At 67.9% G+C, this 14,504-nt stretch carries 9 protein-coding genes and 1 pseudogene; 6 read left to right on the forward strand and 4 right to left on the reverse strand.

The window, feature by feature from the left end; translation table 11 throughout:
- Positions 1 to 4: 4 nt before the first annotated feature.
- On the forward strand, positions 5 to 2,140 hold the full coding sequence (gene brxL / locus MDN94_RS18895) for a BREX system Lon protease-like protein BrxL (RefSeq protein ID WP_482726908.1): 2,136 nt from the start codon (positions 5 to 7) through the stop codon (positions 2,138 to 2,140).
- A gap of 224 nt (positions 2,141 to 2,364) precedes the next feature.
- Here brxL and MDN94_RS18900 read toward each other — a convergent pair whose 3' ends face one another.
- Positions 2,365 to 3,285 (reverse strand): restriction endonuclease, encoded by a 921-nt coding sequence (locus MDN94_RS18900; RefSeq protein WP_482726909.1) that lies wholly within the window; start codon positions 3,283 to 3,285, stop codon positions 2,365 to 2,367.
- A gap of 226 nt (positions 3,286 to 3,511) precedes the next feature.
- Here MDN94_RS18900 and MDN94_RS18905 point away from each other — a divergent pair, with 226 nt between their 5' ends.
- Positions 3,512 to 4,309 (forward strand): 8-oxoguanine DNA glycosylase OGG fold protein, encoded by a 798-nt coding sequence (locus MDN94_RS18905; protein WP_482726910.1) that lies wholly within the window; start codon positions 3,512 to 3,514, stop codon positions 4,307 to 4,309.
- 624 nt (positions 4,310 to 4,933) lie between these two features.
- Here MDN94_RS18905 and MDN94_RS18910 read toward each other — a convergent pair.
- Entirely contained in the window at positions 4,934 to 6,463 is a 1,530-nt protein-coding gene (locus MDN94_RS18910) for a helix-turn-helix domain-containing protein (protein WP_482726911.1), read from the reverse strand.
- 256 nt (positions 6,464 to 6,719) lie between these two features.
- Between MDN94_RS18910 and MDN94_RS18915 the strand changes: the two genes are divergently transcribed.
- Positions 6,720 to 8,012 carry a sensor histidine kinase gene (locus MDN94_RS18915; protein WP_482726912.1) on the forward strand — a complete coding sequence of 431 codons (1,293 nt, stop codon included), beginning with the start codon at positions 6,720 to 6,722 and terminating at the stop codon, positions 8,010 to 8,012.
- On the forward strand, positions 8,012 to 8,644 hold the full coding sequence (locus MDN94_RS18920) for a response regulator (protein WP_482727111.1): 633 nt from the start codon (positions 8,012 to 8,014) through the stop codon (positions 8,642 to 8,644). The genes MDN94_RS18915 and MDN94_RS18920 overlap by 1 nt, the downstream gene beginning before the upstream one ends.
- Positions 8,645 to 8,667: 23 nt before the next feature.
- On the opposite strand, the gene MDN94_RS18925 is transcribed toward MDN94_RS18920, so the two are convergent.
- Entirely contained in the window at positions 8,668 to 9,894 is a 1,227-nt protein-coding gene (locus MDN94_RS18925) for a DUF418 domain-containing protein (protein ID WP_482726913.1), read from the reverse strand.
- A 302-nt stretch (positions 9,895 to 10,196) separates the two neighbouring features.
- Between MDN94_RS18925 and acnA the strand changes: the two genes are divergently transcribed.
- Together acnA and MDN94_RS18935 are read left to right on the forward strand one after the other, a co-directional pair.
- A complete protein-coding gene (acnA, locus tag MDN94_RS18930) occupies positions 10,197 to 12,914 on the forward strand; it encodes an aconitate hydratase AcnA (protein ID WP_482726914.1) in 2,718 nt (905 codons plus the stop codon).
- 115 nt (positions 12,915 to 13,029) lie between these two features.
- A pseudogene (locus tag MDN94_RS18935) lies at positions 13,030 to 13,389 on the forward strand (lytic polysaccharide monooxygenase); the annotation flags it as partial.
- A 154-nt stretch (positions 13,390 to 13,543) separates the two neighbouring features.
- Here the strand turns inward: MDN94_RS18935 and MDN94_RS18940 are convergent.
- Positions 13,544 to 14,467 (reverse strand): FG-GAP repeat domain-containing protein, encoded by a 924-nt coding sequence (locus MDN94_RS18940; RefSeq protein ID WP_482726915.1) that lies wholly within the window; start codon positions 14,465 to 14,467, stop codon positions 13,544 to 13,546.
- Between the last annotated feature and the right edge of the window lie 37 nt (positions 14,468 to 14,504).

Below are 14,504 nucleotides of genomic sequence, written 5' to 3' on the forward strand. Positions count from 1 at the left end.
GGCCATGAGCGAAGTGAGCGAGGTCAGCCAGGAGGCACCGGTTGGCCCGGACGCGCGAGCCGGTGCTGCTCCGGTGCAGAGTGAGCTGGACCGCAAGATCAACCGACTCTTCCCGGGCGCCGTCGTGCGCAAGGACTTGGTCAAGGCGGTCAAGGGCAACGCCATCGTGCCGTCCTACGTGCTGGAGTACCTGCTCGGGCAGTACGCGGCCTCTGATGACGAGGCCACCATCCAGGCAGGCATCCACACGGTGCGCAAGATCCTGGCCGACCACTACGTGCACCGGAACCAGTCCGAGCTGGTGAAATCCACGATCCGCGAGCGCGGGCGGCACCGGATCATCGACAAGGTCACGGCTACGCTCAACGAGAAGGACGACGTCTACGAGGCCGAGTTCGCTAACCTCGGTATCAAGGGCGTGCTCGTCGAGCCGACCACGATCAAGGCGCATCCGAAGCTGCTCGTCGGAGGAGTCTGGTGCATCTGCGACATCGAGTACTTCCACAGTGCCGACCCGCGGGTCGTGCCGTGGATTCTCGGGTCGATCAAGCCCATCCAGTTGTCGAACTTCGACGTAGAGGGCTACCTGGCAGCTCGGCGCGAGTTCACCACCGACGAGTGGATCGACCTGCTCGTGCAGTCCATCGGGTTCAATCCCGAGTTGTTCGGGAGGAGGGCCAAGCTCATCCAGCTCGTGCGGCTCATCCCGTTCGTCGAACGTAACTACAACCTCGTCGAGCTTGGCCCCAAGGGCACCGGCAAGTCCCACATCTTCTCAGAGTTCTCGCCCCACGGCATGCTCATCTCGGGTGGTGAGGTCACCGTGCCGAAGCTGTTCGTCAACAACGCCAACGGGCGCATCGGCCTGGTCGGCTACTGGGATGTTGTCGCGTTCGATGAGTTCGCCGGCAAGAAGAAGCGCACCGACAGGGCGCTCGTCGACATCATGAAGAACTACATGGCGAACAAGTCGTTCTCACGTGGCGTTGAGACGCTCGGCGCTGAGGCGTCGATGGTTTTTGTAGGCAACACCTCGCATACCGTCCCGTACATGCTCAAGCATTCCGACCTGTTCGACGAGCTGCCTGAGAGCTACCACGACTCCGCCTACCTCGACCGGCTGCACCACTACATCCCTGGGTGGGAGGTCGACACCATCCGCGGGGAGATGTTCTCGGACGGCTACGGGTTCGTCGTCGACTACATCGCCGAAGTGCTCAAGTCGATGCGCTCCCAAGACTACTCGGACCGCTACCAGCAGCACTTCTCGCTCTCGTCGGATATCTCGACGCGTGACCGAGACGGGATCCACAAGACGTTCTCCGGGCTGATGAAGATCCTCTACCCGCACGGGGAGGCAGCGCCCGAGGAGATCGAGGAGCTCCTGCGGTTCGCGATCGAGGGGCGCAAACGCGTCAAGGACCAGATCCTGCGGATCGACTCGACGATGGCTGACGTCAAGTTCGGGTACCTGGACAGTAGCGGAGCTTGGCACGCGGTCTCGACCCTGGAAGAGGACGAATACCCGGCCTACTACCACCGCGAGCGTTCCGAGGCTGCTGATAGCGCGATCGAGCCGCTGGCGGACGCGGCGGTGCCCGCCGTCCAGGATGGGCCTCCGGGTGATCACGCGCAGGTGGTGGCGCCGCTGTTCGAGGGGCACCGTGAGTTCCAGGAGAATCAGCGCGGCGTCTCGTTCGACACGCTGCTCGCCCCTTACCTGCGTGGGGCCGGGCAAATTACGATCACGGACCCCTACATTCGCCAGTTCCACCAGGCCCGCAACCTCATGGAACTCATCGAGGGGATCGCAGCCGTCAAAGACGCCGCCGACGAGGTTAACGTCAAACTCATCACCTCAGAGAGCAACGGCGGTGAGGACAAGGTCCGCAAGCAGCTTGAGCTCCTGCTCAAGGTTAAGCAGGGCGCAGCAGCCGGCGGCATCAACCTCGACGTCTCGTTCACCAACACGATCCACGACCGTTCGATCGTCACCGACACCGGCTGGAAGATCGTGCTCGGCCGCGGCCTCGACATCTTCCAGTACGTCACCGGTGACGCATTCGACCTGGCTACCAGGCTCCAGGCATACCGCCAGGTCAAGGCGTTCGGGGTGACCTACATCCGCGAGAGCGAGTGATTGAGGTGTAGCTGCCTGGTCAGGGCTGTAACCCTGCGAGACGGGCGCACGCCCCACCGCGGACGTAGTGCAGAGGACCTCGGCCTAAAGAGGTACGGTGACCCTCGTCGTAAGGTGACGGTCAGCCCAGCCTGCGTCGTATCGTCGTTGACCTCTGATGTGCCGGTGTCCATGACCTGCTGGCGAAGCGCTGAATCGGATTCGTAACGGAGTGAGGCCGATCCTCAGGAGCGTTTGTTGAGCTTCTTGGCTTCGGTAAGGATGCGGCCTCGATCCATGAATCCGACACCGCGATCTCTAAGGATCTTGTCGACGTGGTGCTGCTTGCTGCCGGTACGGAGTAGACGTGCGGCCTCAGCCACCAGGCCATTCTGCTGGGTTGTGGAGGCCGCTGTGGCGCGGTCGTGCGTGGGGCGTGGCACACGAGTCCCGCCCACCGTTGTCGCCGGGCCTGTTCCTGGCCGGGAAACGACGGCCGCCCGGAAGGGCCGGATCTGGAGGGAGATGCGGATGCCGAACCGTGCGGCTATCAGGAACGTGCCGAGCGACCAGCACGCGAGGAGGATGCCGATGAACTTCAGGACGTCCAGGGCGAGCGGGCCGGTGTAGGTCTTCTCGTCTCCGATCGAGCCCAGCGGTGCCATGAGGAGACAAACACCCGCGACCACACGCCAGTTCCGCCGCCAGAACGTCTGTACTTCGGCCGTCTCAGGGTTCCGAGCCGTTATGGGCACGGAGGAACGGTGGATGCGGCGTGCCGTGTCGTTGACCGGCGTCATCGCGCCGTCCAGGTGATACCTGAAGAGCGCGATGTTCCACTCCTGGGCGTAGGCCACGGCGGTGGGTGCGTAATCGCTGCCGGTGAAGAAGATCAGCTGTGCGGTCGATCCGTACGGGCGCGCTCCCACGAAGCGTTGCAGTTCCGGACGTCCGACCTGGGCGGCCTGGTACTTGACCTGTCCCAGTGCGCCAGTAGCGCGGACATCGATGCCGGAGTCCGGGCCGCCTGGGCGTGCGGTGGCATCGGTATAGCCCCAGTGGCGCATCCAGCGGGCTGCGTTGAGTTCGGCCTGCTGCCACGACGAAATCTGCATCGGCTGCGGCGTCACAGCCCTCGGCGGCATCTCGGCCACGTTCCCCCTCATGTACTCGCTCCAGGCTCGGCATATCACTGCGCAAGGCAGAGCAGAACGCACACCTGACAGAGGAATAGCAGGCTGGTGCCGAACTGCCCCATGGTATGCGGTGTCGTGGTGACCGCAGTAGCGGGAAGCGGTGCAAAGCCAGCAGTCGAGGGTCGGCGTGGCGCCTCAGTCACCGCTACACGCCACTATGACGCGTCACATGAGGAGATGGGGGGCGACGACAGCCATGAGGTACGACCAGAGGCAGGCGGACAAGCTCGATGAGACGATGCTCGAATTGCTGCTGCCGACAAGCGCGGTGGAGTCACTGGGGCAGTGGCTAGCCGACCCGGAGCGCGGCCAGCGGTACGCGAACGGAAGTGGCCCTCACACCATCCCGTACGTGCCATCCACCTGGATGGCCGTAACGCCCTGGCCCACCACCTTCGCCGACCGGGCGGCGGCCGATTCGGCCTCGGTGAGCCGAGCCGAGGTCGTGGCCGCGGTCCGGGCCGCGGAGCAGTCCGAGAGCTGGGCAGAGGCGTTCGTGGCCACGCAGGTGTGGGGCTACGGTGTTACGGGCTACGGCCCGTACCGCACTCGTCAGGTGCTCGCCCAGCCCAGCGCTGAGGCCGTCCTCACCGAGGCGGTGTCCCTGCTCGTCGACGAGGGCGCGGTCGCAGCCTACGAGGTGCTGCACACTCTCGATGGCCTCGGGCTGGCGTTCCTCACTAAATTCCTCTACTTCGCGGGCCAGGCGCTGCCAGACGTGAAGGGCCCGCGTCCCCTGATCCTCGACAGCGTGCTCGCCGGGGTCCTGCGCAGACACGCCACGAAGGTTGGACGTGCGGTTGGCTACGAGTGGTCCGAGGCGATCGCCAAGTGGATCTGGCGCGACAGCGGCTGGAGTTCCCACCGTTACGACGTCTACCTCCGGTGGATGTACGCCGCCAACGAGCGTCTCGCGGCCGCGTCGATCGACTGGCCCGCAGCCCCAGACGTGCTCGAGCTGGCCCTCTTCAGCGCCGTTTGGGACCTGGAATAGCCGTATCGCCGGTGTTCACCTTCTGAGGCCCGCTTGGTTCAGGTGCTTGCCCATGGCCGCAGCCAAGTCCCGAGGCCTCGAACGTCAGCAGACGATGACCGTCCACCTTGGAGATGGTCCCGCCAGGTGGTGTAGGGGATCAAGCGCCGGAACCCGCAGATCGGGGCCGTGGCTATGTCGGGGTAGGTGTCCGGCCCGCCTCAGCAGGACGCCTGGCGGGCTGCCGCGCCGGGACGGCTGCACCGACGTCCGGCCGAGCCGCACGGATCGCCGCGACCAACGAGTACAGGTGCGGATTGAACATGGGCCGATACTTCGTGGGCGGCGACTGCATCAACACGAACCGCACTTGCCGGTCGCCGACGGGGACGTGGGACGCCACCGTCACCGCCGCTCCTCGGACGTTGCTAGGCCACTTCGACGACAACTCTCCGTAAAGGCTGACGGATACTCAGACATCTCTGACGCACCGTCAACCATTCAAGATCATCTTGCACGTGCGTTGCACAAGGTGCTGAAAAACAACAGTGATCAATGGAGGGTTGTGAAGGTGAGTACTCGCAGGTCAGCTGGCATGTTGAGGTGTCGTGCCCCTTGCCTCCAAGGGGCACGACATCGCGCCGGTCAGATGTCGCGGAAGATCTCGATCTGCGCGCCCACGGAGTTGAGCCGCTCGGCCAGGTCCTCGTAGCCGCGGTTGATCACGTAGACGTTGCGCAGCACCGACGTGCCCTCGGCGGCCATCATCGCCAGCAGGACGACCACCGCCGGGCGCAGCGCGGGCGGGCACATCATCTCGGCGGCGCGCCAGCGGGTCGGGCCCTCCACCAGGACGCGGTGCGGGTCGAGGAGTTGGAGGCGGCCACCGAGGCGGTTGAGGTCCGTCAGGTAGATGGCCCGGTTGTCGTAGACCCAGTCGTGGATCAGGGTCTGGCCCTGGGCGACGGCCGCGATCGCCGCGAAGAACGGCACGTTGTCGATGTTCAGGCCGGGGAACGGCATGGGGTGGACCTTGTCGATGGGCGCCTCGAGCTTGGAGGGCCGCACCGTCAGGTCCACCAGCCTGGTGCGCCCGTTGTCCGCGGCGTACTCCGGCGTGCGGTCGTGGTCGAGGCCCATCTCCTCGAGCACCGAGAGTTCGATCTCGAGGAACTCGATCGGCACCCGGCGGATCGTCAGCTCGGACTCGGTGACGACGGCGGCGGCCAGCAGGCTCATCGCCTCGACCGGGTCCTCCGAGGGGCAGTAGTCGACGTCGACGTCGATGTTCGGGACGCCGTGCACCGTCAGTGTCGTCGAGCCGACGCCCTCGACCTTGACGCCGAGCGCCTCCAGGAAGAAGCACAGGTCCTGGACCATGTAGTTGGAGGAGGCGTTGCGGATGACGGTGACGCCGTCGTACCTGGCGGCGGCCAGCAGCGCGTTCTCGGTCACGGTGTCGCCGCGCTCGGTCAACACGATGGGGCGGCCGGGGGATACGGAGCGGTCGACCACCGCGTGGTAGATGCCCTCCGTCGCCGTGATGTCCAGGCCGAAGCGGCGCAGGGCGATCATGTGCGGCTCGATGGTCCGCGTCCCGAGGTCGCAGCCGCCGGCGTACGGCAGGCGGAAGTTGTCCATACGGTGCAGCAGGGGGCCGAGGAACATGATGATGGACCGGGTCCGGCGGGCGGCCTCCACGTCCATCGCGTCCATGTCGAAGCCGGCCGGCGGGACGATCTCCAGGTCGTGTCCGTCGTTGATCCAACGGCTCCGTACCCCGATGGAGTTGAGGACCTCCAGCAGCCGGTAGACCTCTTCGATCCGGGCGACGCGGCGCAGCACCGTGCGGCCGCTGTTCAGCAGCGAACCACAGAGCAGTGCCACACAGGCGTTCTTGCTCGTCTTGACGTCGATGGAGCCGGAGAGCCGGCGCCCGCCGACCACGCGCAGATGCATCGGGCCGGCGTAGCCGAGAGAGACGATCTCACTGTCGAGCGCTTCGCCGATGCGAGCGATCATCTCAAGGCTGATGTTCTGATTGCCGCGCTCGATGCGGTTCACCGCGCTCTGGCTGGTGCCGAGTGCCTCGGCGAGCTGCGTCTGTGTCCAGCCACGATGCTGTCGGGCGTCACGGATGAGCTTGCCGATACGTACGAGGTAGTCGTCTGACATGTCGGTGAGGCTATCTCACATATGAGATGACGTCGCATCGGGGCCCGCTGTCCGGGTGACGCTCTGTCAAGCGCAGAGTCTGTCTCGATGGTGAGGCCCTCGCCGGTCGTCGGCAACCGGAAGGCGGCCGCGCGAGTGAGAGGAAAGGTGGAAATGCCCGATGAATCAGGACAAGTGGAAGGTAGGGCAGGCCCTACCTCCGTTGTCCGCCTGGGCGGATGGCTGCGGCCGGGCCCCGGCTTCTACGGTGATCCGCATGCGTCTCCTCAGCGTGCGGCAGGCTCTCGCGCACCCTCGCTACCTGCTCTCCCCGTGGCCCTGTCGGGCGGCCGGTTATCTGCTCGGCAGTGCGCCGGTCGGCCTCGCCGTGCTCGTGGTGCTGCTCGTGGGCATCGTCGTCGGCGGGGTGCTCGCGTCGGTTCTCGTCGGGCTGCCGCTGCTCGTCGTGCTGGCGCTCTCCGGGCTGCCGGTTGCGGCTCTCGAGCGGCGCAGGCTCCGGCTCGTCGACAGCAGGCCGGTCCGCAGCCCCCACCGGGCGCCGGACGGGCCAGGGCCGGTGGTGTGGGCGCGTACCCGTTTCCGTGAGCCGGCGACCTGGCGGGAGCTGGGCTTCGCGCTGGTCCTCGCGACCGTGCTGTGGCCGCTGGACCTGCTGGTTGCGGTGGTGGTGCTCGGCGTGCCGCTGGGACTGCTGGGTGCACCGCTGCTGATGGCCACGGTGGGCGGGGGCGAGGAGGTGCGGGTGCTCAAGCTGTGGCTGGCGACCTCGTGGCCGCAGGCGTTCGTCGCCGCGGCCGTGGGGCTGTTCATGCTCGCGGTGAGCGGCTACGTCCTCGGTGCCGTCGCCGCCGGGCGCGCCGAGCTGACCCGGGTCCTCCTCGTGCCCGCGGACCCCGAGCGGCAGGAGCGGGTCGCCGAACTGGTCCGCTCCAGGGTCCGGCTGGTGGACGCCTTCGAGGCGGAGCGGCGCCGGATCGAACGAGACCTCCACGACGGCGCCCAGCAGCGTCTGGTGGCTCTCTCCATGACCCTCGGACTCGCGCGCCTCGACGCGCCGCCGGGTCCGCTCGCGGACCAGCTCGCCAAGGCTCACGACGAGGCGGGCAGGGCGCTGGCCGAACTGCGCGACCTGATCCACGGCATCCACCCCAAGGTCCTCGCCGACCACGGCCTCGGCGCAGCCGTCGCCGACGCCGCCGACCGGTCCGCCGTCCCGGTGGACGTCACCCTCGACCTGCCGGACCGGCTGCCGGAGGCGGTCGAGGCCGCCGCGTACTTCGTGGTCTGCGAGGCCCTCGCGAACATCGGCAGACACAGCGGGGCGAGCCACGCCGAGGTCACCGGCCGCCACGACGGCGCCCTGCTGGCTCTCGAAGTGCGCGACAACGGCAGGGGAGGAGCCGACGCGGGGCGGGGCAGCGGCCTGACCGGACTCGCGGACCGGGTGTCCGTGCTCGATGGCACAATTTCCTTGTCCAGCCCGCCCGGTGGACCGACCCTGCTGCGTGTGGAGATCCCTTGCGAGTGGAGGACCGAGCACTGCGCGTAGTGCTGGCCGAGGACAGCGTGCTGCTCAGGGAGGGGCTCATCGCCCTGCTGGCCCGCTTCGGACACGAGGTCGTCGCCGCGGTCGGCGACGCCGGCGCACTGCTGACCGCGGTCGCGGAACACACGCCCGACGTCGTCGTCACCGATGTCCGGATGCCGCCCGGCTTCCAGGACGAGGGGATGAAGGCGGCGGTGCGGCTGCGGGCCGAGCGCCCGTCCCTGCCCGTGCTCGTGCTCAGCCAGTACGTCCAGCGCACCTACGCCTCCGAGCTGCTCGACTCGGGGGACGGCTCCGGTGTCGGCTATCTGCTGAAGGACCGGGTGGGCCAGGTCGAGGAGTTCCACGCCGCCGTTCAGGAGGTCGCCTCCGGCGGCACGGTCGTCGACCCGGAGGTGGTACGTCAGCTGATCCGTCGCCGCCGCGACCCGCTGGAGCGTCTGACACCGCGCGAGCGGGAGGTGCTGGGCCTGGTCGCCGAGGGGAAGTCCAACAACGCGATCGCCCGCCAACTGGTCGTCTCCGAGGCGGCCGTGGGCAAGCACATCGGCTCCATCCTGGCCAAACTCGACCTGCCGCCGGCGGACGAGACGCACCGCCGGGTGCTCGCCGTCCTCACGTACCTGCGCGCTTGACACCGGCTCGCCCGGAACCTGCGTCACGGGATCAGGCGAGCGGGCATCGTGAGTGTGTGCATCAGGTACTCCAGAGGCCCGCGCCGGAAGAAGCGGGTCCACACGAGGGCGAAGAGCATGGCCGCCGCGGCGAAGCAGAGGAGGACCGGCAAGGAGGCGGAGTCCGGCAGATCGCGGGGGCTGAGCACTTCGATGGCGACGATGTGGCCGACGTACACGGTCAGCGCGATCGATCCGACCGCGCTGACGGGCGTGGCGACCCACCGCAGACGCGCCGATCGGCCCGTGCCGATGAGGCAGGCGGCCACCACCGCCAGGGCCACGCCGGCGTTGGCCACGACGGACAGCGTCGTCTGGCTGTGCGGTGAGGCCACCACAAGCCATGCCGGCATGCCGGGGGCGGGGTCCGCGCCCACGGTGCCGGACCACCAGGCCGATGCCGCGGTCCCGGTGCCCGAGGCTTGCCGCACCCCCTCCAGGGCCCCCGGAACAAGGTGCAGGGCCAGCCACGATCCGCCGTACCCGACGACGGCCAGCACGCCACCGAGCAGTCCCACCCTGCCCACGACGCCCGGCCGCCGAAGGTCCAGTCGGGCCACCGCCATCCCCGCGACGATGAGCGGCAGCCAGGTCAGGACGGGGTAGGAGCCCGTGACGAACAGTTCGAGGAGTCCGTCCGAATCTGTGGCGCGGGCCAGCGGGTCGTGGGCGACGAGCGTGTCCGCCCAGCTTCCTTCGTCGACCGCCGCCCGCAGCAGATAGAGGACATGGGGCAGGACGAGTGCCGATGCCGCGGCGATCGCGCCCAGAGAGGCAGCCCTCAGCCGGTACAGCGGAAGGGCGAGGACGAAGAGGACGCCGTAGTAGGACAGGATCACCAGGACATGGGTGTCGAGGGCGGTGAGGACGTAGCCCAGAGTGATCAGGAAGAAGGAGCGGATCAGGACCTTGCCCACCGCCTGTCGCCCTGCCCGCCCGGTTCTCGGCCGCGGCCGGCCGGTGAGGATGACCAGCGTGAAGCCGGCCAGCACGGCGAACAGGCTCGCCGAACGCCCTCGGGCTGCCTCCATTGCCCAGCCCACGGCGCCGCCCACCGACGGATCCGGCCCGAGGTGTGCGGAGTACATGCCCAGAATCGCCAGCCCTCTGGCCACATCCAGACCGACCAGCCGCCCTGTCGACGACGTGTGAGGCGGCCCGGCCGGTGCGGGTGTCTCGGGTGCGATGTCCGGCGATGCGTCGCGCCTCATACGTTCCACGGTCAAGGGAGTCGCCGGGTTCCACCATCCGGCGCGTGCCGCCCACGGAACGCCGGACGACCGGGTTCGCCGGCGGACGCCTCGACGGGGACGAGGGCGGTCAAGGGGTGTCCCGGCATGACCCCGCAGCGGTCATGTACTAGAGTTATCTCGACATCGAGATATCTGCCGAAGGCGTACCGCAAGCCGCCAGTCGGTAAGGGTTACCTAACTAAGCCTTACCTTAGCGGATCGGCGAGGAGCCGTGGCGGCAGCATTGAGGTAGTACGCGCATATTGATGAAGGAGACTGTCGTGTCGGCGAACAGCTTCGACGCCCGCAGCACGCTGCAGGTGGGCGACGAGTCGTACGAGATCTTCAGGTTGGACAAGGTCGAGGGCGCCGCGCGCCTTCCCTACAGCCTCAAGGTCCTGCTGGAGAACCTGCTCCGCACCGAGGACGGCGCGAACATCACCGCCGACCACATCCGGGCGCTCGGCACCTGGGACTCCCAGGCGCAGCCCAGCCAGGAGATCCAGTTCACGCCGGCCCGCGTGATCATGCAGGACTTCACCGGTGTTCCCTGTGTCGTCGACCTCGCCACCATGCGTGAGGCCGTCAAGGAGCTCGGCGGCGACCCGGCCAAGATCAACCCGCTGGCCCCGGCCGAGCTGGTCATCGACCACTCGGTCATCGCCGACAAGTTCGGCACGGCGGACGCCTTCGGCCAGAACGTGGAGCTGGAGTACGGCCGCAACAAGGAGCGTTACCAGTTCCTGCGCTGGGGCCAGACCGCGTTCGACGAGTTCAAGGTCGTCCCGCCCGGCACCGGCATCGTCCACCAGGTGAACATCGAGCACCTGGCCCGTACCGTCATGGTCCGGAACGGACAGGCGTACCCCGACACCCTCGTCGGCACGGACTCGCACACCACCATGGTCAACGGCCTCGGTGTGCTCGGCTGGGGCGTCGGCGGCATCGAGGCCGAGGCCGCGATGCTCGGCCAGCCGGTCTCCATGCTCATCCCGCGCGTCGTGGGCTTCAAGCTGACCGGTGAGCTCAAGCCGGGCACCACCGCCACCGACCTGGTGCTCACGATCACCGAGATGCTGCGCAAGCACGGCGTCGTCGGCAAGTTCGTCGAGTTCTACGGCGAGGGCGTCGCCGCCACGTCGCTGGCCAACCGCGCCACCATCGGCAACATGTCGCCGGAGTTCGGTTCCACCGCCGCGATCTTCCCGATCGACGACGAGACCCTGAACTACCTGAAGCTGACCGGCCGCTCCGAGCAGCAGGTCGCGCTCGTCGAGGCGTACGCCAAGGAGCAGGGCCTCTGGCTCGACCCGGCCGCCGAGCCCGACTTCTCCGAGAAGCTGGAGCTCGACCTCTCCACGGTCGTCCCCTCCATCGCCGGCCCGAAGCGTCCGCAGGACCGCATCGTCCTGGCCGACGCCGCCCAGCAGTTCGCCCAGGACGTGCGCAACTACGTGGACGACGACATGGAGGCGAGCAAGGAGTCCTTCCCGGCCTCCGACGCCCCGGCGAACACGCCGAACGGTGGACCGTCCAAGCCGGTCACCGTCACCGCCCCCGACGGTTCGACCTACGAGATCGACCACGGCGCCGTCACCGTCGCCGCGATCACCTCCTGCACCAACACCTCGAACCCGTACGTCATGGTCGCCGCCGCGCTGGTGGCCAAGAAGGCGGTCGAGAAGGGCCTGACCCGCAAGCCGTGGGTCAAGACCACCCTCGCCCCGGGCTCCAAGGTCGTCACCGACTACTTCGACAAGGCGGGCCTGACCCCCTACCTCGACAAGGTCGGCTTCAACCTGGTCGGTTACGGCTGCACCACCTGCATCGGCAACTCCGGCCCGCTGCCGGACGAGGTCTCCAAGGCCGTCAACGACCACGACCTGGCCGTCACGTCGGTGCTCTCCGGCAACCGCAACTTCGAGGGCCGGATCAACCCCGACGTCAAGATGAACTACCTGGCGTCCCCGCCGCTGGTCGTCGCGTACGCCCTCGCCGGCTCCATGAAGGTGGACATCACCAAGGACGCCCTGGGCATCGACCAGGACGGCAAGCCGGTCTACCTGAAGGACATCTGGCCGACCGAGGCCGAGGTCAACGAAGTCGTCGCCAACGCCATCGGCGAGGACATGTTCAACAAGTCCTACGCCGACGTCTTCGCGGGCGACGCCCAGTGGCAGGCCCTGTCGATCCCGACCGGCAACACCTTCGAGTGGGACCCGCAGTCCACCTACGTGCGCAAGCCCCCGTACTTCGAGGGCATGACGATGGAGACGACCCCGGTCGCCGACATCTCCGGTGCCCGTGTGCTGGCGAAGCTGGGCGACTCGGTCACCACCGACCACATCTCCCCGGCCGGCGCCATCAAGGCCGACACCCCGGCCGGCAAGTACCTCACGGAGCACGGCGTCGAGCGCCGTGACTTCAACAGCTACGGCTCGCGCCGCGGCAACCACGAGGTCATGATCCGCGGCACGTTCGCCAACATCCGTCTGCGCAACCAGATCGCGCCGGGAACCGAGGGCGGCTACACCCGCGACTTCACCCAGGACGGCGGTCCGGTGTCGTTCATCTACGACGCCTCGCAGAACTACCAGGCCGCCGGCACCCCGCTGGTGATCCTGGCGGGCAAGGAGTACGGCTCCGGTTCGTCCCGCGACTGGGCCGCCAAGGGCACCGCGCTGCTCGGCGTCAAGGCCGTCATCGCCGAGTCGTACGAGCGCATCCACCGCTCGAACCTCATCGGCATGGGCGTCCTGCCGCTGCAGTTCCCGGAGGGCGGCTCCGCCGACTCCCTCGGCCTGACCGGTGAGGAGACCTTCTCCATCTCCGGCGTCACCGCGCTGAACGACGGCACCACGCCGCGCACGGTCAAGGTGACCACCGACTCGGGCGTGGAGTTCGACGCGGTCGTCCGCATCGACACCCCGGGCGAGGCGGACTACTACCGCAACGGCGGCATCATGCAGTACGTCCTGCGGAACCTCATTCGTGGATAGCTGCAGCCGCGGCTAGTCGCCCGTCCAAGGGCCCGTTCTCCGCACCGGCGGAGAGCGGGCCCTTGGCGTTGCGCGAAGCGTTTACAGCGAACGTCAGAGCCGCCCCCGGGCCGTACTGCCCACTCTGCTGGCACTGCTCACCGCCGTCCCCGCCCTCGGACTCGTCGTCACCGCCGGCGGCGATGCCGAGGCACACGGCACACCCATGAAACCGGCCAGCCGTACCTTCCTGTGCCGGCAGGACGGGCTGACCGACACCGGCGAGATCAAGCCGGTCAACCCCGTCTGCCGCGCGGCCGCCCAGCAGAGCGGCACCACACCCTTCTACAACTGGTTCTCCGTACTGCGCTCCGACGGCGCCGGCCGCACCCGTGGCTTCGTAGGGCAGCTGTGCAGTGGCGGCAACACCAACTTCACGGGCTTCAACGCCTCCCGTGACGACTTTACGACGCCGGCCACAACGGCAGTCTCGACCCCGGGGAGTCCACGACCTTCGGGTACGTGACCTCGGGACCGGGGGCCGACACGGCCACGGGCCTCACCTGCCGGCTCGGCTGAGCCGGAGCGCAGGACGGGCCGCGCCCCCGAGAGGGGCGCGGCCCGGTTGTGCTGTGGAGTGTCGCTGCGGATCAGAACAGCAGGCGGTAGGTGTTCCACCCGGCGGTGCCGATCGTGACGCGCCCCTGGAACGGGGCAGCGGCGTTGCCGGTGCCCGAGTAGCGGTACAGCTTGCCCGTGGTGTCGCGGGCGATCAGGTCGGTGAGGCCGTCCAGATCGATGTCGCCGACGGAAACGATGTTGTTGAACATGTTCCAGCCGGCGCCGATCTTGGTGCGGGCCTGGAAGGGCGCCTTGTAGTTGCCCGTTCCCTTGTAGAGCCACAGCACGCCCGAGCCGTCGCGCGCGACGATGTCGGCCCTGCCGTCACCGGTCAGGTCGCCCTTGCCGGTGATCTGGTTGTAGATGTTCCAGCCGGTGCCGACCTTGGTGCGGCTGGTGAGCTTGCCGTCGCCGTAGCCGAGGTAGATCCACAGGACGCCGGAGCTGTCCCGCGCGATCACGTCGTCGGCCGCGGCGCCGCCGAGGTTGCTCGGCGAGAGCATCTTGTTGTAGATGCCCCAGCCGCTGCCCAGGAGAACCGGGTCCGAGCCGAACTCGGTCCAGTGCATCTGACCGTTGGTGATGTCCCAGATGCCGTCGGCGCTGCCGTCGGCGTCACGGTCGGCCTGGGTGATGTGCTTGCTGGCCTGCCAGCCGTAACCGACGAGCTCCCGGCTCTCGAGTCCGCCCGAGCCGTTCGGCGGGTAGCCGTACATGTTGCCGCCGCTGTCGATGCCGTACAGCGCATTGACGGGGGCGTCGGCCGCGGCCTGGGCACCGAAGGCCCCGTCCTTCGGCGCGGACTGCTGGATGCCGGTCGCCGCCTTTGCGGCGTCCTGCGGGCCGTCGGCCGCCACCGCGCTGGTGGTCGTGCCGACGAGGGCGGCGGTAATCGCCGCAACGGTGGCGCGGGAGACGAGCCCCGTGCTCTTGAGGCCAGAGAATTTGGCCACGTAGTTGCTCCCCGATCGAAGTGGTCATGACCTGCCG

The organism is Streptomyces sp. WAC00040 (assembly GCF_056835925.1).